The 16432-nt window shown below is 63.4% G+C and carries 17 protein-coding genes and 1 tRNA gene; 11 read left to right on the top strand and 7 right to left on the bottom strand.

The window, feature by feature from the left end; genetic code table 11:
• Nucleotides 1-55 precede the first annotated feature (55 nt).
• On the top strand, nt 56-1408 hold the full coding sequence (locus J8I26_RS16575) for a GntP family permease (RefSeq protein WP_209608204.1): 1353 nt from the start codon (nt 56-58) through the stop codon (nt 1406-1408).
• Between the two features lie 66 nt (nt 1409-1474).
• On the opposite strand, the gene J8I26_RS16570 is transcribed toward J8I26_RS16575, so the two are convergent.
• Entirely contained in the window at nt 1475-1993 is a 519-nt protein-coding gene (locus tag J8I26_RS16570; RefSeq protein WP_245200373.1) for a DUF2845 domain-containing protein, read from the bottom strand.
• A 225-nt stretch (nt 1994-2218) separates the two neighbouring features.
• Here J8I26_RS16570 and rpsO point away from each other — a divergent pair, with 225 nt between their 5' ends.
• From rpsO to J8I26_RS16555, 3 genes are all read left to right on the top strand, one after another.
• Nucleotides 2219-2488 (top strand): 30S ribosomal protein S15, encoded by a 270-nt coding sequence (gene rpsO / locus J8I26_RS16565; protein WP_209608203.1) that lies wholly within the window; start codon nt 2219-2221, stop codon nt 2486-2488.
• A 301-nt stretch (nt 2489-2789) separates the two neighbouring features.
• Nucleotides 2790-4928 (top strand): polyribonucleotide nucleotidyltransferase, encoded by a 2139-nt coding sequence (gene pnp / locus J8I26_RS16560; protein WP_209608202.1) that lies wholly within the window; start codon nt 2790-2792, stop codon nt 4926-4928.
• A 327-nt stretch (nt 4929-5255) separates the two neighbouring features.
• On the top strand, nt 5256-6542 hold the full coding sequence (locus J8I26_RS16555; RefSeq protein WP_209608201.1) for an NAD(P)/FAD-dependent oxidoreductase: 1287 nt from the start codon (nt 5256-5258) through the stop codon (nt 6540-6542).
• A 107-nt stretch (nt 6543-6649) separates the two neighbouring features.
• On the opposite strand, the gene J8I26_RS16550 is transcribed toward J8I26_RS16555, so the two are convergent.
• The 6 genes from J8I26_RS16550 to pxpB form a co-directional block, all read right to left on the bottom strand.
• Nucleotides 6650-7654 carry a DUF2891 domain-containing protein gene (locus J8I26_RS16550; protein WP_209608200.1) on the bottom strand — a complete coding sequence of 335 codons (1005 nt, stop codon included), beginning with the start codon at nt 7652-7654 and terminating at the stop codon, nt 6650-6652.
• 103 nt (nt 7655-7757) lie between these two features.
• Nucleotides 7758-8744 (bottom strand): DUF979 domain-containing protein, encoded by a 987-nt coding sequence (locus J8I26_RS16545; protein ID WP_209608199.1) that lies wholly within the window; start codon nt 8742-8744, stop codon nt 7758-7760.
• On the bottom strand, nt 8741-9469 hold the full coding sequence (locus tag J8I26_RS16540; protein WP_209608198.1) for a DUF969 domain-containing protein: 729 nt from the start codon (nt 9467-9469) through the stop codon (nt 8741-8743). Before J8I26_RS16540 ends, J8I26_RS16545 begins: the two co-directional genes overlap by 4 nt.
• Before the next feature lie 260 nt (nt 9470-9729).
• On the bottom strand, nt 9730-10470 hold the full coding sequence (gene pxpA / locus J8I26_RS16535; protein ID WP_209608197.1) for a 5-oxoprolinase subunit PxpA: 741 nt from the start codon (nt 10468-10470) through the stop codon (nt 9730-9732).
• Between the two features lie 9 nt (nt 10471-10479).
• Nucleotides 10480-11514: a biotin-dependent carboxyltransferase family protein gene (locus tag J8I26_RS16530; protein ID WP_209608196.1), complete on the bottom strand. Its 1035-nt coding sequence runs from the start codon at nt 11512-11514 to the stop codon at nt 10480-10482.
• On the bottom strand, nt 11511-12182 hold the full coding sequence (pxpB, locus tag J8I26_RS16525; RefSeq protein WP_209608195.1) for a 5-oxoprolinase subunit PxpB: 672 nt from the start codon (nt 12180-12182) through the stop codon (nt 11511-11513). Before pxpB ends, J8I26_RS16530 begins: the two co-directional genes overlap by 4 nt.
• A gap of 190 nt (nt 12183-12372) precedes the next feature.
• Between pxpB and J8I26_RS16520 the strand changes: the two genes are divergently transcribed.
• The 7 genes from J8I26_RS16520 to J8I26_RS16490 all read left to right on the top strand — a co-directional run bounded on the left by J8I26_RS16520 (nt 12373) and on the right by J8I26_RS16490 (nt 16427).
• The gene (locus J8I26_RS16520) at nt 12373-12924 is read left to right on the top strand and encodes a winged helix DNA-binding protein (RefSeq protein WP_209608194.1); all 552 of its coding nucleotides are present in this window, start codon (nt 12373-12375) and stop codon (nt 12922-12924) included.
• Between the two features lie 37 nt (nt 12925-12961).
• Nucleotides 12962-13939 (top strand): NAD(P)H-quinone oxidoreductase, encoded by a 978-nt coding sequence (locus J8I26_RS16515; protein WP_209608193.1) that lies wholly within the window; start codon nt 12962-12964, stop codon nt 13937-13939.
• Between the two features lie 135 nt (nt 13940-14074).
• Complete coding sequence (gene tpiA / locus J8I26_RS16510) at nt 14075-14824, top strand: triose-phosphate isomerase (RefSeq protein ID WP_209608192.1); 750 nt, start codon at nt 14075-14077, stop codon at nt 14822-14824.
• Between the two features lie 79 nt (nt 14825-14903).
• The gene (gene secG / locus J8I26_RS16505) at nt 14904-15272 is read left to right on the top strand and encodes a preprotein translocase subunit SecG (RefSeq protein WP_209608191.1); all 369 of its coding nucleotides are present in this window, start codon (nt 14904-14906) and stop codon (nt 15270-15272) included.
• A 109-nt stretch (nt 15273-15381) separates the two neighbouring features.
• Nucleotides 15382-15466 (top strand) — tRNA-Leu (locus tag J8I26_RS16500).
• Nucleotides 15467-15587: 121 nt separating this feature from the next.
• Nucleotides 15588-15947, top strand: coding sequence for an NADH-quinone oxidoreductase subunit A (locus J8I26_RS16495; RefSeq protein WP_209608190.1), 360 nt, complete (start codon nt 15588-15590; stop codon nt 15945-15947).
• A gap of 3 nt (nt 15948-15950) precedes the next feature.
• A complete protein-coding gene (locus tag J8I26_RS16490) occupies nt 15951-16427 on the top strand; it encodes an NADH-quinone oxidoreductase subunit B (protein WP_006712940.1) in 477 nt (158 codons plus the stop codon).
• Nucleotides 16428-16432: the final 5 nt, after the last annotated feature.

The raw sequence follows: 16432 nt of genomic DNA, 5'->3' as shown, positions 1-16432 counted from the left end.
CGGCAGGGGAAGCAATACGCCGGCAGGTGTTTTACCTTCCGAAGAGGAGATTCAGATGGAAGCTGTACAGGGAAGTGCGCTGCTGGTGTATGCGCTGGTGGCGGTCATTGCACTGATCGTGCTGATCGCCAAATTCAAGATGAATCCGTTCATCGTTCTGATCGTGGTGTCGCTGGTGCTGGGTCTGGCCGTGGGCATGCCGATGGGCAATATCGTCAAGGCCTTCGAGACGGGCGTGGGCGGCGCGCTGGGGCATATTGCGCTGGTGGTCGGCCTGGGCACGATGCTGGGCAAGATGATGGCCGAATCGGGCGGCGCCGAGCGCATCGCCAATACGATGATCAAGGCCTTCGGTGAGAAGAACGTGCACTGGGCGATGATGGTCGTGGCCTTCATCGTCGGCCTCCCGGTGTTCTTCGAGGTCGGTTTCGTGCTGCTGGTGCCGATCGCCTTCAACGTGGCCAAGCGCACCGGGACCAACATGGTGCTGGTGGGTATCCCGATGGTGGCCGGCCTGTCGGTCGTGCACGGCCTGATCCCGCCGCACCCGGCGGCGCTGCTGGCGGTGACGGCTTATAACGCCGACATCGGCCGCACCATCCTGTACGCGCTGATCGTGGGTATTCCGACTGCGATCATCGCCGGCCCCATCTTCGGCAAGCTGATCTCCAAGGTGGTGATCCCGAATCCGGACAACCCGCTGATCTCGCAGTTCGTCGACGACAGCAAGAAGGGTCGTGAACTGCCGGGCTTCGGTATCACGCTGTTCACCATCCTGCTGCCGGTGGCGCTGATGCTGATCGGCAGCTGGGCCGACCTGTTCTTCGCGCCCAAGACCTTCGCCAACGACTTCCTGCGCCTGATCGGCAACTCCGTGATCGCGCTCCTGATCGCTACCCTGGTCAGCTTCTGGACCTTCGGCAAAGCACGCGGTTTTGGCGCCGACCAGATCCTGAAGTTCACCAACGAGTGCCTGGCGCCGATCGCCAGCATCACCCTGGTGGTGGGCGCGGGCGCCGGTTTCGGCCGCATCCTGATGGACGGCGGCGTGTCCAAGGCCATCGTCGGCATCGCCACCGATGCGCACCTCTCGCCGTTGCTGCTGGGCTGGTTCGTGGCCGCGCTGATCCGCGTGGCAACCGGTTCGGCTACGGTGGCGATGACCACCGCCTGCGGCATCGTTGCGCCCATCGTGTCTTCGGTCGGCGGCACCCGCCCCGAGCTGATGGTGCTGGCCACCGGCGCCGGTTCGCTGATCCTGTCGCACGTCAACGACGGCGGTTTCTGGCTGGTCAAGGAATACTTCAACATGACCGTGCCGCAAACCTTCAAGACCTGGACCGTGATGGAAACCCTGGTCTCGGTGGTGGCGCTATTGTTCACGTTGGCGCTGGCCACCGTGGTGTGATCGTCTCCGTCTCGCAATAAGAAAAAGGCCGCATCAGCGGCCTTTTTTCTTTGCGTGGGCGTCGCCTCAGAACAGGCGCAGCGATTCGTCGTAGCGCGGGTCCGGCCCGTTCTCGACCTTCTGCACGATGCCGTTGTCGTCGAAGTACACGGTCATCTGTGAGTTCCACACGCCGCTTTCCTTGAAACCGTAGTTCCAGGCTTCATAGGGCACGCGCGCATAGCGCGTGACTTCGGTCGGGCGGCCTACGCGGATCAGCACGTCCTGCTTGGTGTCCTGTTTGACGCGGATGGCGTGGAAGTTCTGGAGCGTCCAGACTTGCTGGTAGGAAACCAGTCGGTGATCGGGGCCGATGCGCGCCATGTATTGGTATTGGCCGAAGGCGCCGGCGCCGTATTCGAACATGCGGGTATTGCCGTCCTGATAAACATTGGTCGGGGCGCCCAGGCGCGCCAGCACTTGCTCCTCGGATTCGCCGGGCGCAACCGGCGGCTGGAACAGCGAGGCGCAGCCGCCCAGGAGGGCGGTGGCGAGCAGGGCGGCCGCCAGCATCGGGCGGCGCGGCAGGAAAAAGCGGGTGTTCATGTGTTGTCGTCCTGATGGTATTGCCAGTCCGGCATCGTCGCGGCGCGGCGCACAGGGCTCATCGGTGCGCCGGCGCAGCCGTGACTGGCTCTAAGTATTTGAATAATCTGGTTTTTGCTATATACTTCCGCGTCTGGTCATTTTGACCGGATTTCAATTTTTTGTTCACGGTATGCAGGGCAAGGGTTTGAACGCTCCGCACACCGCTTGTGAAAGGTAAATAGCATGTCCATCGAAAAAGCAGCCAAGGCTGCCATTATCACCGATAACGCCCGTGGCGCTAACGACACCGGTTCTCCTGAAGTGCAAGTCGCGCTGCTGACCGCACGCATCAACGACCTGAACGGCCACTTCAAGGCTCACACCAAGGATCACCACTCCCGCCGCGGCCTGATCAAGATGGTTAACCGTCGCAAGAGCCTGCTGTCCTACCTGAAGGGCAAGGACGCCGACCGTTACCGCGCCCTGATCGAAAAACTCGGTCTGCGTAAGTAATTTGACTCCGCGTCTCCATCCGGTTTCCGGGTCATAATCAGAATGCCTGCGTCACTCGTTGACGCGGGCATTTTGTTTTTTGCGATTCCGCAAGCTGATGCGTAGGCGCTCGCCTCCGGGCGAAAAAACCCGCTTTTGCTTTTTGTTTCATCGTGGCGCAGTCTGGCCGCGTTCGTCGTAAGTCCCCGGCTCACCGGGGTCTGTGGTGAGGTGAACGACAGCGCCTGAAAATCTGTCGGCAAAAGGAAGTCGTGCACCGCGGACACAGTCGGGGCAGGCTCCATAAAAGAAAGGAAATACCGTGTTCAATAAAGTAACCAAGACCTTCCAGTACGGCCAGCATCAGGTGACCCTGGAAACCGGCGAGATCGCTCGCCAGGCATCCGGCGCCGTGATGGTGTCGATCGAAGACACCGTGATCCTGGCAACCGTGGTGGCCCGCAAGGAAGCCAAGCCAGGCCAGGACTTCTTCCCGCTGACCGTCGACTACATTGAAAAGACCTACGCTGCAGGCCGCATCCCCGGCGGCTTCTTCAAGCGCGAAGGCAAGCCCTCCGAAAAAGAAACCCTGACATCGCGCCTGATCGACCGTCCGATCCGCCCGCTGTTCCCGGAAGGCTATCTGAACGAAGTGCAGGTGATCGTGCACGTGCTGTCGGTCAACCCTGAAATCGATCCGGACATCCCAGCGATGATCGGCTCCTCGGCAGCGCTGTCGCTGGCCGGCATCCCCTTCAGCGGGCCGGTGGGCGCAGCCCGCGTGGGTTACATCGACGGCCAGTACGTGCTGAACCCGACGATTTCGCAACTGAAGACCTCGCAACTGAACCTGGTGGTGGCTGGTACCGAATCGGCCGTGCTGATGGTGGAATCCGAAGCCGAGCAGCTGTCCGAAGAAGTGATGCTGGGTGCCGTCGTGTTCGGCCACGAACAATCGAAGGCCGTGATCGACGCCATCCATGAGCTGGTGCGCGACGGCGGCAAGCCGGAAGTGCAATGGACCGCTCCCGCCAAGAACGACGCACTGATCGCGCGCGTCTCGCAACTGGCCGAAGGCCCGCTGCGCGAAGCCTATCAGACCAAGGACAAGCAGGCCCGTACCGAAAAGCTGAAGGCCGTGTCGGCCCAGGTCAACGAAGCGCTGGTCGCCGAAGCCGCATCGAGCGGTGCTGTTGCCGCTGACGCCGCTGAAGTCGGTTCGATCCTGTTCGACCTGGAAGCCAAGATCGTGCGTTCGCAGATCCTGGAAGGCGAACCGCGTATCGACGGTCGCGACACCCGCACCGTGCGTCCGATTTCGATTCGTACCGGCGTGCTGCCGCGTACCCACGGCTCGGCCCTGTTCACCCGCGGCGAAACGCAGGCGCTGGTGGTTGCCACCCTGGGCACCGCGCGCGACGAACAGAAGATCGACAGCATCCTGGGCGAGTACACCGATCGCTTCATGCTCCACTACAACATGCCTCCGTTCGCCACCGGCGAAACCGGTCGCGTCGGTACCCCGAAGCGTCGTGAAATCGGTCACGGCCGTCTGGCCAAGCGCGCGCTGCTGGCTGCGCTGCCGGCGGCTGACGAGTTCAGCTACTCGGTGCGTCTGGTCTCCGAAATCACCGAATCCAACGGCTCCTCGTCGATGGCATCGGTGTGCGGCGGCTGCCTGGCGCTGATGGATGCCGGCGTGCCGATGAAGGCGCACGTGGCCGGCATCGCCATGGGCCTGATCAAGGAAGGCAACAAGTTCGCCGTCCTGACCGACATCCTGGGCGACGAAGATCACCTGGGCGACATGGACTTCAAGGTGGCCGGTACTGCCGATGGCATCACCGCGCTGCAGATGGACATCAAGATCCAGGGCATCACCAAGGAAATCATGCAGGTCGCGCTGGAGCAGGCCAAGGAAGGCCGCCAGCACATCCTGGGCAAGATGCAGGAAGCCGTGCCGGCCGGTCGCGCCGAGCTGTCCGACTTCGCACCGCGCCTGATCACCATCAAGATCAACCCCGAGAAGATCCGTGACGTGATCGGCAAGGGCGGCGCCGTGATCCGCGCGCTGACCGAAGAAACCGGCACCCAGATCGACATCAGCGACGAAGGCGTGGTCACCATCGCCTCCGTGGACGCATCGGCCGGCCAGGAAGCCAAGCGCCGCATCGAAGAGCTGACCGCTTCCGTGGAAGTGGGCAAGGTCTACGAAGGCACCGTGCTCAAGCTGCTGGACTTCGGCGCCATCGTCCAGGTCCTGCCGGGCAAGGACGGCCTGCTGCACATCAGCCAGATCGCCAACGAGCGCGTCAATGCCGTGGCCGATTACCTGAAGGAAGGCCAGCAAGTGCGCGTCAAGGTTTTGGAAACCGACGACCGCGGCCGCCTGAAGCTGTCGATGAAGGCTGTCCAGGCAGACGAATCGACCGAAGCTGCCGCACCGCAAGAAGCGCAGTAATCGTCGTACCCGGGCGGATATCGGCCTCGATGCCGGTGTCCGCTGTCAGAGAAATCCCCCGTCGCCGCAAGGCCGCGGGGGATTTTTCTTTGGTCGCGCGCTTTCGTGCGGCAGGGGTGGGGCAAAGTGGCCAAGTGCTTTCGAACCAAAAATGTGCGATTCTGTCCGTCTGCATTGAGGGAGATCAATGTTTGATCAGGGCGGCGCCTTCATGGGGGACGCGCCGCACGCGATGCAGGCTCATCCGAATAGAGAGTAGGGGACATCGCCGCCGCCGGCAGCAAGGGCAGGCAGGCATAAAAACTATTTACTTTTGAAAGGAAAGCAATGCCCCACGTAGTCATCATCGGCTGTGGTTTCGGTGGACTGGCCGCGGCCAGGGAACTGGCGGGCGCGGACGTGCGCATCACCATGATCGACCGCAGCAACCATCACCTATTCCAGCCGCTGCTGTACCAGGTTGCGACCGCAGGGCTGTCGGCGCCGGCGATCAGCGCACCGATCCGCGCCATCCTGGCCGAGCAGCGCAACCTGACTACGCTCATGGCCGCGGTGAGTTCCATCGACGTGCAGGGCAAGACGGTTACGCTGGAAGACGGCGTGGTCATCGCCTACGACCACCTGATCGTGGCCGCAGGCTCGACCCACAGTTATTTCGGCCACGACGAGTGGTCGCAGCTGGCGCCGGGCCTGAAGACGCTGGAAGACGCGTTCGAGATCCGCAAGCGCATCCTGATGGCCTTCGAATACGCCGAGCGCGAGACCGATACGCGCCGTCGCCAGGAGTGGCTGACCTTCACCGTCATCGGCGGCGGCGCCACCGGCGTCGAAATGGCCGGCACGCTGGTCGAGATCGCCCGCCATACGCTCTCCGGCGAATTCCGCAACATCGACCCGCATTCGGCGCGCGTGGTGCTCATCGAAGGCTCCGACCGTATCCTCGGCGCCTATCCGCCCGATTTGTCTGAGAAGGCGCGCGACCAGCTGCAAAAGCTGGGCGTGGACGTGCGCACCGGCAGCCGCGTGGTGCACATCGACGAGACCTGCGTGCGTTACACCAACTTTGACGGCGAGCAGACGCTGGCCTCGCGCACCGTGATCTGGTCGGCCGGCGTGGCTGCTTCGCCGCTGGGCAAGTCGCTCGGCGTGGAGTTGGATCGCGCCGGCCGCGTGCCGGTCTCGCCCGAACTCAACATCGCCGGCCACGACGACGTGTACGTGATCGGTGACCTGGCCGCCGCGCAGTCCGACGGCAAGCCGGTGCCGGGCGTGTCGCCGGCCGCCAAGCAGATGGGACGCGTGGCCGCGCGCAACATCAAGCGCCGCATCGCCGGCAAGCCGACCGAGAGCTTCACTTACCAGGACTACGGCTCGCTTGCCACGATCGGGCGCAAGGCTGCCATCGCGATGGTCGGCAAGCTCAAGTTCTCGGGCTATCCGGCCTGGCTGTTCTGGCTGTTCGTGCACGTCTACTTCCTGATCGGCTTCCGCAACCGCCTGATCGTGATGACCGACTGGGCCTGGGCTTACCTCACCTTCAAGCGCAGCGCGCGGGTGATCTCCTCGACCATGCATGAACGCCGGGATCAGGCGCACAAGCCACCGGTGGAATAACGCTCCGGGTGGATTCGCCCGACAAAAAAGGCCGCCATGCGTACATGCATGGCGGCCTTTTTATTGACGTGCCGTCCCTGCGGGGGCAGGGCGGCAGCCGGATGGAGTCAGCCTTCCAGCGCCAGCAGCGCGAAGCTGGCCAGCCAGTGGCCGCCGCTGTAGTGGCTGCCCACCACCTGGTCGATGGAGGCCTTGATGTGGCGCTCCACCGATTCGCTGATGGCCTTGCGCGCCGGATGGTCGGCGTCCAGGTGTTGCAGGATGTTCTTCATGCACCAAGCGCGCGACAGGTTCAGGCCGTCCAGGTGGGCGATCTTGGGATCGGTCGGATCGGACACGTGGGCTGGTTGCATGATCTGCGAGACCTCGGTGATGCGCGGCAGGTATTTGTCGAACCACGCCTGGAAACTGCCTGCCGGCAGGGCCTTGGTCATCAACAGCGCTTCGGTCAGCGCGCCCGAAATGTACTCGTCGCCGCCCGGTTCGTAGTGCGCCGGGTAGTCGACGTCGTTGCCGTAGTAGCTACGCGAGGCGTTGACGATCACGCTCTCCAGCTCGCCGTCCTGCACATGGCGCGCGTAGTCCAGCGACAGCGCCAGCGCGAACGCGGTGTTGTAGTGCGTGCCCACGCGGATCGGATAGCTCAGCTTGGACAGATAGGCCAGCAGGCGGCGGCGGATTTCGGTGGTCAGCGGCGCCATCGCTGTGCGCCAGGCGGGGGCGTTGGGCAGCGAGGATTGCGCCAATTCCTGGTCCAGCGCCAGGATCCAGCCGAAGCCGTAGGGGCGCTCGAAGGATGCGCGGCCGTCCACGAGGAAGTAGTCCGCTTCGCGCTGCATCAGCTCGGGCGTGAAATGCTCGTCGAAGATGGCGGTGATGTCGGCCTTGGCCGGCAGTTCCGGATAGAGGTGCACGCAGCGCAGCAGCAGCCAGAAGCCGTGCACCGCCGAGTGCCAGTCGTAGCAGCCGTAAAACACCGGGTGCAGGCCGCGCGGCGACAGCGCGTCCTGGTCGCCGTGCAGCACGTGCATGATGTGGTTGGGATATTCCTGACGCAGGTAGGTCAGCGGCATGCGGGCGAAAGCCTCGGCCTGTTGGATGCTCAGTTGCATGGGGACTCCTTGAAGCTGTTCGTGATGCGGTTTATTGCAGAGATGCGGCGCGGCTTCCCGCAGGCGCAACCGCCATCGACGGTCGCGCCTGCGGGCTCGGCAGTCAGCGGAAGGCCAGGAAGTACATCAGGAACACGTTGACGGTCAACAGCGTCAGCGCGGTCGGGATCTGCACCTTGATGACCTGGTACTTGTTCTTCAGTTCCAGCAATGCCGCCGGCACGATGTTGTAGTTCGCAGCCATCGGCGTCATCAGCGTGCCGCAATAGCCGGAGTACATGCCGATGGCGACCAGCGGCGCCGGGTCGGCGTGGTGACCCAGGATCAGGAAGGGCAGGGCGATGCCCGCGCTCATCACCGGGAAGGCGGCGAAGGCGTTGCCCATCACCATGGTGAACAGCGCCATGCCGACGCAGTAGATCACCACCACCAGGAAGCGGTTGTCAGGATTGACGAACAGGCTCACCACCTGCTGCACCGAGTTGCCGGTCTTGGCGGCGACGAACACGCCGCCCAGCATGGCCAGCATCAGCGGCAGGATTGCCGCCCAGCCGATCGAGTCGACCAGGCGACGCGACTGGCGCACCGCTTGCAGCGGCGTGCCGCGCGTGAGCACCCAGCCGGCCAGCAGCGCGCACACACAGGCTACGCACAGCGCCGCCAGCGTCAGTTGCTTCTGGTCGAGCAGAAACATGCCGCCCACCGAGACGCCCTTGAGCAGCACGGTACAGGCCACGGTGACGACCGGGATCAGCACCGCCGGGAAGAACAGCCAGTTGCCCAGCCGCTTGGAGGACGCGACGCGTTCTTCCTGCGACGAGGTGGCGTAGCTGCCCATGGAGAGCAGGCCGGTGCCGGCGATCAGCGAGATGATGATGACCGTGGCGCCGATGACCCGGTAGGCCATGGATTTGCCGAGGTTGTCGACCAGCAGGTCGCCGAACAGGAACACCGAGCCGAACAGGAACCAGAACAGGGCGGTGGTCAGGCGCTTGGGGTTGCCCTTGTCGCGCAGGGTCATCGCCACCAGGATCATGACGATGACGCCGATCAGGTAGTAGATGCGGTTGATGGTGATCAGTGTGCTCATGCGTGCACCTTCGAAGAGTCGGATTGGGTGGCTTTCCATGCTTCGACGTCTCGGCGGATCGAGGCGTCGAGGCGGGTCAGGCGGAACATGTGGATGACCAGCGCGGAGATCGCGGTGGGGATCGCCCACAGGCCGATGTGCAGCGGCTCGATGTTGGTGATGCCGTTTTCCTTCAGGAAGGCGTCCATCAACAGCACCGCGCCGAAGGCGATGAAGATGTCCTCGCCGAAGAACACGGCGATGTTGTCGCAGGCGGCGGCGTGCGCCTTGATCTTGTCGCGGATCTCTTGCGGCAGGTCTTCGCCGTAGGCGTTCACGGCCGCGCCTTCAGCCATCGGCGCCAGCAGCGGGCGCACGGTCTGCGCCTGGCCGCCGAGGTAGATCAGGCCCAGCGCGGCGGTGGCTTCGCGCACCACGAAGTAGAGCATCAGGATGCGCGCCGAGGTGGCGCTGGCGATGCTGGAGATCCATGCTTGCGCACGCTCCTTGAGGCCATAGTGTTCCAACAGGCCGATGATCGGCAGGATCAGCAGGAAGGTCGCCAGCGTGCGGCTGTTGACGAACTTCTCGCCGAAGGTTTCCAGCAGCGTGCCGAAGTCCATGCCGACGGCCAGGCCGGTCGACAGGCCGGCGACGGTCACGACCAGCAGAGGGTTGAAACGTAACGCGAAGCCGGCGACGACGATCGGTATCCCGATCAGCGGCAGCAGAGTCGTGCTCTCCATGAAAAACTCCCTAATGATGAAAGATGAAATACGTGATGGCGATTGCAAGGGCCGTGCCAGAAGGCCGGTCTTGCGCGTGGTCCAGCACCTTCAAAAAAGCGCGCGCGCAGGGCGCTGCCTGTGACCTCTTCCGGGCCTCATTTTTTACTGCGACTTGCTGAAACTGATAGCGGACTGCGTGGGAACTGCGGTATTGCGACGACGCCAACGGAACGACAAAATCGTTTGCAGCCTGAGCGACACTTCGGCCGCCGCGGCGCTTATGCCACCGCGCGTACTGCGATGCCTTCGCTGTGCAGACGTGCACGGATCTGGCGCGCGAAATCCAGCGCGTGCGGTCCATCTCCGTGCAGGCAAACGCTCTGCGCGTTGACGCTGACGATGCTGCCGTCGATGGCTTTGACTTCCTTGTCCTTCACCAGCGACAGGGTTTGCGCGATGGCGTCCTCGTCGTTGTCGATCATGGCGCCGGGCTTTGTGCGCGAGACCAGGGTGCCGTCGGCCTCGTAGGCGCGGTCGGCGAACACTTCTTCCACCGCATTGAGGTCGGCGTGGCGCGCGGCGGCGATCAGTTCGCTGCCGGCCAGGCCGTACAGGCTCAGCTCGGGATTGAAGGTGCGGATGGCGGCGCAGATGGCGTTGGCGAGCACCGCATCCTTGGCTGCCTGGTTGTACAGCGCGCCGTGCGGCTTCACGTGGGTCATGCGGCCGCCTTCGGCGCGCACGATGGCGTCCAGCGCGCCCAGCTGGTACAGCATGCCGCTGACGATTTCTTCGGGCGGCAGATGCATGGTGCTGCGGCCGAAGTTTTCCCGGTCGGGAAAGCTCGGGTGGGCGCCGATGGCGACGTGGTTCTGGATCGCCCAGCGCACGCTGCGGCGCATGGTGGCGGCGTCGCCGGCATGCCAGCCGCAGGCGATGTTGGCGGAGCTGACCAGGGTCAGCAATTGTTCGTCGGTGTCGCAGCCTTCGCCGAGGTCGGCGTTGAGGTCGATGTGCATGGCGTGTCCTTATTTTCGGTAGAGCGTCGCGCGCGACCAGTCCAGTGCTGCAACCGTGTCGCGGATGGAGTCCAGATAGCGTTGCTGTTCTTCGGCGGCGGCCAGCGCGACCTGCGGATCGCAGGGCTCAAGCCGCAGCGTGGCGTTCAGCGGCGCCTGCGCCAGCTTCCACAGGTCGGCGCCGATCACCACGCCGATCTTGGGATAGCCGCCGGTGGTCTGGGCGTCGCCCATCAAGATGATGGGCTGGCCCGACGGCGGCACCTGGATCACCCCCGGCACCACGCCATGCGACAGCATGTCGCGGTTGTGCTTGCGTTTCAGTTCGGCGCCTTCCAGGCGATAGCCCATGCGATTGCTGTTGGGGGTGACACGCCAGGCATGCGACCACAGCGCTTCCATCGAGGCGCTGGTGAACTGTTCGAACTCGGGGCCGGGCAGGATGCGCAGTGTGACGTGATGGCTGTTCTCGTCTTCGCGCAACGCCAGGCCGCTCCAGCGCGGCGATCGCACGCCGAAGGCCGGGCCGTGCACGGCGCCGAGAGCATGCGCGGCGTCGCCGATGGGCAGTTTGTCGCCCCGGCGCAGCGGCCGTCCCTGGTGGCCGCCGAAGCCGGCTTTGAGGTCGGTGCTGCGCGAACCCAGCACCGGCGGCACGTCGATACCGCCGGCCACCGCCAGGTAGGTACGCATGCTGTGGCGTGGCGGTTGTTCGGGACTGTCGGGTGTGGCCAGTGCCAGCTTGAGCGTGCTGCCGGCGCGCACCGGGATGCTCCAGCAAGCCGATATCGGCTTGCCGTCGAGCGTGGCACCGATATCATCGCCGCCCAGGGCGATGCGGGTGTCGCGCTTGAAGCGCAGTTCGCACACGCCCATGGTGATTTCGATGCCGGCCGCATCGGCCGGATTGCCGACCAGCAGGTTGGCCGACGACAGCGCCAGCGTATTGAGCGCGCCGCCGGGGTGGATGCCGAGGCGGCGATGCCCGTGGCGACCGAGATCCTGCACCGAGGCCAGCATGCCGGGTTGGATGATTTCAATCATGGGGTCACCTGTTGCACGCGTTCTGTACGTTCGACCACAAAGCGCACGCGGTCGCCCGGGCGCAACAGCGTCGGCGGTTCTTGCGCGGGATCGAACAGGGGGAGGGCGGTGCGGCCGAGCAATTGCCAGCCGCCGGGAGAGGCCATCGGGTAGATGCCGGTCTGTTCGCCGCCGATGCCCACTGAACCTGCGGGGATCGACATGCGCGGCGTGGTGTGGCGCGGCGTGGCAAGCTCGGGGGCGAGTCCGCCCATGTAGGCGAAGCCGGGCATGAAGCCGATGAAATAGACCACATAGTCGCCGGCGCTATGGCGGCGGATCACCTCGTCGGTGCTGAGCCCGGTATGGCGCGCCACGGCATCGAGGTCGGGGCCGCCGGCGCCGCCGTAGACCACCGGGATCTCGACGATGCGGCCCTCGGTGTGCGTGGCGTCCAGCGTGGGCCAGAGCTGCATGATGCGCTGCGCCAGCGGCTCCAGGTCGAGCACGGGGCGCCTGGCGATCAGGGTGAGGTTGTTCATGCCGGGCACGACTTCGGCAACTTCATCCCAGCCGTCGGCCTGCTTGGCCAGGGCCCAGATGCGTTGTTGCTGCGTAAGCGTGGCCGGCGCGGGAAGGCTGCATAGCAGCGCGCTGTCGCCCAGTGGATGAATCTGAGGTCCCTGCATGGTGTCTCGCGTGTTTGTTAAGAGCTCGCCGGCGAGTTCGCCGGTACGGATTGAAAGACGCTTCTTGCAATGCCCTGCTTTTTTTGCGGATATTACATTCCATAGAAAATATAAACAATATGTCGATAAATTATTTATTTGCCTTTGAGATATAGTGTTGCGATTTAGACCCCATTCGCCGGGATACTTCATGAACAACGAGACGCAAACGCCCGTCCAGCTTGCTGCGGAGCAAAACAAGGCCACCAAGATCGTGTCTTCCCAGCATCTGGTTTCCGAGCGCAGCGCCGAGCTGTCGGAGCTGGAATACGCGCTGATCATGGCCAGTCACGCCTTCAACCGTTGGATGGTGCGCTGCATGGCGGCGGCCGGCGCCAAGGACATGACGGCCATCGAGGTGTCGCTGCTGCATCACGTCAACCACCGCGATCGCAAGAAAAAGCTGGCAGACATCTGTTTCGTGTTGAACGTCGAGGACACCCATGTGGTCACCTACGCATTGAAGAAGCTGGCTAAGGCCGGTTACGTCCAGAGCGAAAAGGCCGGCAAGGAACTGCTGTTTTCGACCACCGCCGCCGGCCAAGAGCTGTGCATGAAGTACCGCGAGGTGCGCGAGCGCTGCCTGATCGAGGTGCAGGTCGAGAGCGGCATCCCCAACCACGCCATCGGCGAGGCGGCGCAGCTCTTGCGCAATGCCTCCGGGCTGTACGACACGGCCGCGCGCGCCGCAGCTTCGCTGTAAGCGTGCGCGTGCGCGACCATACTGAAAAGGATAGGACATGCGAGCGATAGAAATTAAGGAATATGGCGGCCCCGACGTGCTGCAGCCGTGCGAGCGGCCGCTGCCGCAGCTCAAGCAGGGCGAAGTGCTGATCAAGGTGCATGCGGCGGGCGTGAATCGCCCCGACGTGTTCCAGCGCACCGGCAACTATCCGGTGCCGCCGGGGGCGTCCGATCTGCCCGGCCTGGAAGTGGCCGGCGAGATCGTCGACGGCGACCTGGCCGGCAGCGCATTCAAGAAGGGCGACCTGGTTTGCGCGCTGGTGCAGGGCGGCGGCTACGCCGAATATTGCGCAGCGCCGCTGGCGCAGTGCCTGCCCGTGCCCAAGGGCTTGTCGGCGCTGCAGGCCGCGGCGCTGCCGGAAAACTACTTCACGGTCTGGAGCAATGTGTTCGATCGCGGCGCGCTGGCCGCCGGCGAGACGCTGCTGGTGCAGGGCGGTTCCTCGGGCATCGGCGTCACCGCGATCCAGATCGCGCGGGCGCTGGGCCATCGCGTGTTCGCCACTGCCGGCAGCGCCGAAAAGTGCCGCGCCTGTGAGGAGCTGGGCGCCGAGCGCGCGATCAATTACAAGACCGAGGATTTCGAGGCGGTGGTCAAGGAGTTGACCGGCGGCCGCGGCGTCGACGTCATCCTGGACATGGTCGGCGGCGACTACTTGCCGCGCGAGATCAAGGCGCTGGCGGACGACGGCCGTCTGGTGTTCATCGCCCAGCTGGGCGGCAGCAAGGGCCAGCTCGACATGGGCCAGGTCATGCGTCGCCGCCTGACCATCACCGGCTCGACCCTGCGCCCGCGTCCGGTCGCCTTCAAGGCGGCGATCGCCGCCAGCCTGCGCGAGCGGGTCTGGCCCCTGATCGAGGCTGGCAAGATCCGCCCGGTAATTCACCACACCTTCCCGCTGGAGCAGGCCGCGCAGGCTCACGCCATGATGGAAAGCAGCGCCCACATCGGCAAGATCATGCTGCAGCTGTGATGAACGGGCGGCGCAGGCGGTGAGCGGGGCGGAGATGTGGTGTTGCACCGCATTCGCGGTTTGACCGTCTTTGCACCAACCGGCTACAATGCGAGGTTATCCAAATCTCGGACCAATCTCCTCAACACTTAGCCTATGCGTCGCAAACTCGTAGCCGGTAACTGGAAAATGAACGGCAGCCTGGCTGCCAACTCGGCCCTGGTTGCCGGTATCAAGGACGGCTTGCCTGCGCAGGCCTGCGACGTTGCAGTGTGTGTGCCGGCGCCGTATCTGGCGCAGGTGCAGGGCGCAGTAGCCGGCTCGGCTGTGGCGCTGGGCGCGCAGGATCTGTCGGCGCACGCCTCGGGCGCCTACACCGGCGAGGTGTCTGCTGCGATGCTGCAGGAGTTTGGTGTGCAATACGTCATCATCGGCCACTCGGAGCGTCGTGCTTACCACGGCGAAACCGATGCGGCCGTCGCGGCTAAAACCGTGGTCGCGCTGAATGCCGGCCTGGTGCCGGTGGTTTGCGTGGGTGAAACGCTGGAGCAGCGCGAGTCGGGCAAGACCAATGCAGTGGTAGGCGGTCAGCTGGACGTAGTGCTGGAAGCGCTGGGCGCCGACGATGCCGCGCGCATTGTGGTGGCCTACGAGCCGGTCTGGGCCATCGGTACCGGCAAGACTGCTACGCCGGAAATGGCGCAGGAAGTGCACGCCATGCTGCGCGCGCGTCTGGCGGCCAAGAGCGCGGAGGCGGCCGCCAAGGTGCGCGTCCTGTACGGCGGCAGCATGAAGCCGGACAATGCCGAGCAACTGTTGGCCATGGCTGACATTGATGGCGGTCTGATCGGCGGCGCCGCATTGAAGGCGGCGGATTTCCTGGCGATCATCAAGGCTGCGGCCTGAATTTGTAAAGAGTTTGTCAGCCGGAAGCTGGATACTGCGGCGGCGGGCAGTTGAAACATCAAGAGTGGAACTTGTTTAAATGAATACTTTGTCTTTGGTGGTGGTTGTGGTTCAGGTGCTGGCTGCGCTGGCGATTATCGGTCTGGTGCTGCTGCAGCACGGCAAGGGCGCCGACATGGGTGCGGCCTTCGGGTCCGGTGCTTCGGGTAGCTTGTTCGGCGCCACCGGTTCGTCGAACTTCCTGTCGAAGTCGACCGCCGTAGCAGCCGCGATCTTCTTCGTGGCGACCTTGGGTCTGGCCTTCATCGGCAATCACCACGCGGCCCAAAGCGGTGGCGTGATGGACAACCTGCAGGCGCCGGCCGCGGCTCCTGCTCAACAAGCTGCGCCTGCCGCTCCCGCGGATGCACCAAAGCCGGCTGACCAGTCGAATCAGATTCCGAAATAAACTTTTTCAGATTCTGAAACAATGCACGAATAAGCATAGAAGAATCTCTGTTTTCGACTGATTGTGCATTGAACAAGAGTAACAAATGAAGGTACAATAACAGTCTCAGGCCGACGTGGTGAAATTGGTAGACACGCTATCTTGAGGGGGTAGTGGCGAAAGCTGTACGAGTTCGAGTCTCGTCGTCGGCACCATAGAAATGAAATGAAAAAGCCAGCAAAGGCCATGCGCCTGAGCTGGCTTTTTGTCGAGGAAGTTTCTGATTGATATTGAGAATCATTCCCATCGATTAAACCAACGTACAAGCGGCCAATCGTGAACCTCGAAAATTACTTCCCAGTTCTTATGTTTATCCTCGTCGGCATCGGTGTCGGCGTTGCTCCCCAGCTCTTGGGGCGTCTGCTTGGTCCCCATAAGCCGGACGCGCAAAAAACATCTCCCTACGAATGCGGTTTCGAAGCGTTTGAAGACGCGCGCATGAAGTTCGACGTGCGCTATTACCTGATCGCGATTCTGTTCATCTTGTTCGATCTGGAAACTGCGTTCTTCTTCCCGTGGGGCGTGTCGATGCGCGAACTGGGTTGGCAAGGTTTCGTCACGATGATGGTCTTCATCGCTGAATTTGTTGTCGGATTTTGGTACATCTGGAAAAAGGGTGCCCTGGATTGGGAGTGAGCCATGTCTATTGAAGGCGTATTGAATGAGGGGTTCGTCACCACCTCGCTGGATAAAGTAATCAACTGGACCCGTACCGGATCCCTGTGGCCCATGACCTTCGGTCTGGCCTGCTGCGCGGTTGAGATGATGCACGTTGGCGCTTCGCGTTACGACCTCGACCGCTTCGGCGCCGTGTTTCGTCCGTCGCCGCGCCAGTCCGACCTGATGATCGTGGCCGGCACGCTGTGCAACAAGATGGCGCCGGCGCTGCGCAAGGTCTATGACCAGATGCCGGAGCCGCGCTGGGTGATCTCGATGGGCTCGTGCGCCAATGGCGGCGGCTACTATCACTATTCGTATTCGGTGGTGCGCGGTTGCGACCGCATCGTTCCGGTCGACGTCTACGTCCCGGGCTGTCCGCCGACTGCGGAAGCGCTGTTGTACGGCGTGATCCAGCTGCAGAACAAGATCAAGCGCACCAACACCATCGCGCGCTAAGAGGG

Origin of the sequence: Herbaspirillum sp. LeCh32-8, from assembly GCF_017814915.1 — a bacterium.
Taxonomy (GTDB): domain Bacteria; phylum Pseudomonadota; class Gammaproteobacteria; order Burkholderiales; family Burkholderiaceae_D; genus Herbaspirillum.
The sequence above is the reverse complement of the archived record's forward strand: the minus strand, read 5'-3'. Positions and strand labels throughout refer to the sequence as shown.

Excerpts from the sequence above, each read along its gene's own strand:
- J8I26_RS16575 (WP_209608204.1), top strand. The coding sequence starts at position 56 with ATGGAAGCTGTACAGGGAAGTGCGCTGCTGGTGTATGCGCTGGTGGCG.
- J8I26_RS16570 (WP_245200373.1), bottom strand. The coding sequence starts at position 1,993 with ATGAACACCCGCTTTTTCCTGCCGCGCCGCCCGATGCTGGCGGCCGCC.
- rpsO (WP_209608203.1), top strand. The coding sequence starts at position 2,219 with ATGTCCATCGAAAAAGCAGCCAAGGCTGCCATTATCACCGATAACGCC.
- J8I26_RS16555 (WP_209608201.1), top strand. The coding sequence starts at position 5,256 with ATGCCCCACGTAGTCATCATCGGCTGTGGTTTCGGTGGACTGGCCGCG.
- J8I26_RS16550 (WP_209608200.1), bottom strand. The coding sequence starts at position 7,654 with ATGCAACTGAGCATCCAACAGGCCGAGGCTTTCGCCCGCATGCCGCTG.
- J8I26_RS16545 (WP_209608199.1), bottom strand. The coding sequence starts at position 8,744 with ATGAGCACACTGATCACCATCAACCGCATCTACTACCTGATCGGCGTC.
- J8I26_RS16540 (WP_209608198.1), bottom strand. The coding sequence starts at position 9,469 with ATGGAGAGCACGACTCTGCTGCCGCTGATCGGGATACCGATCGTCGTC.
- pxpA (WP_209608197.1), bottom strand. The coding sequence starts at position 10,470 with ATGCACATCGACCTCAACGCCGACCTCGGCGAAGGCTGCGACACCGAC.
- J8I26_RS16530 (WP_209608196.1), bottom strand. The coding sequence starts at position 11,514 with ATGATTGAAATCATCCAACCCGGCATGCTGGCCTCGGTGCAGGATCTC.
- pxpB (WP_209608195.1), bottom strand. The coding sequence starts at position 12,182 with ATGCAGGGACCTCAGATTCATCCACTGGGCGACAGCGCGCTGCTATGC.
- J8I26_RS16520 (WP_209608194.1), top strand. The coding sequence starts at position 12,373 with ATGAACAACGAGACGCAAACGCCCGTCCAGCTTGCTGCGGAGCAAAAC.
- J8I26_RS16515 (WP_209608193.1), top strand. The coding sequence starts at position 12,962 with ATGCGAGCGATAGAAATTAAGGAATATGGCGGCCCCGACGTGCTGCAG.
- tpiA (WP_209608192.1), top strand. The coding sequence starts at position 14,075 with ATGCGTCGCAAACTCGTAGCCGGTAACTGGAAAATGAACGGCAGCCTG.
- secG (WP_209608191.1), top strand. The coding sequence starts at position 14,904 with ATGAATACTTTGTCTTTGGTGGTGGTTGTGGTTCAGGTGCTGGCTGCG.
- J8I26_RS16490 (WP_006712940.1), top strand. The coding sequence starts at position 15,951 with ATGTCTATTGAAGGCGTATTGAATGAGGGGTTCGTCACCACCTCGCTG.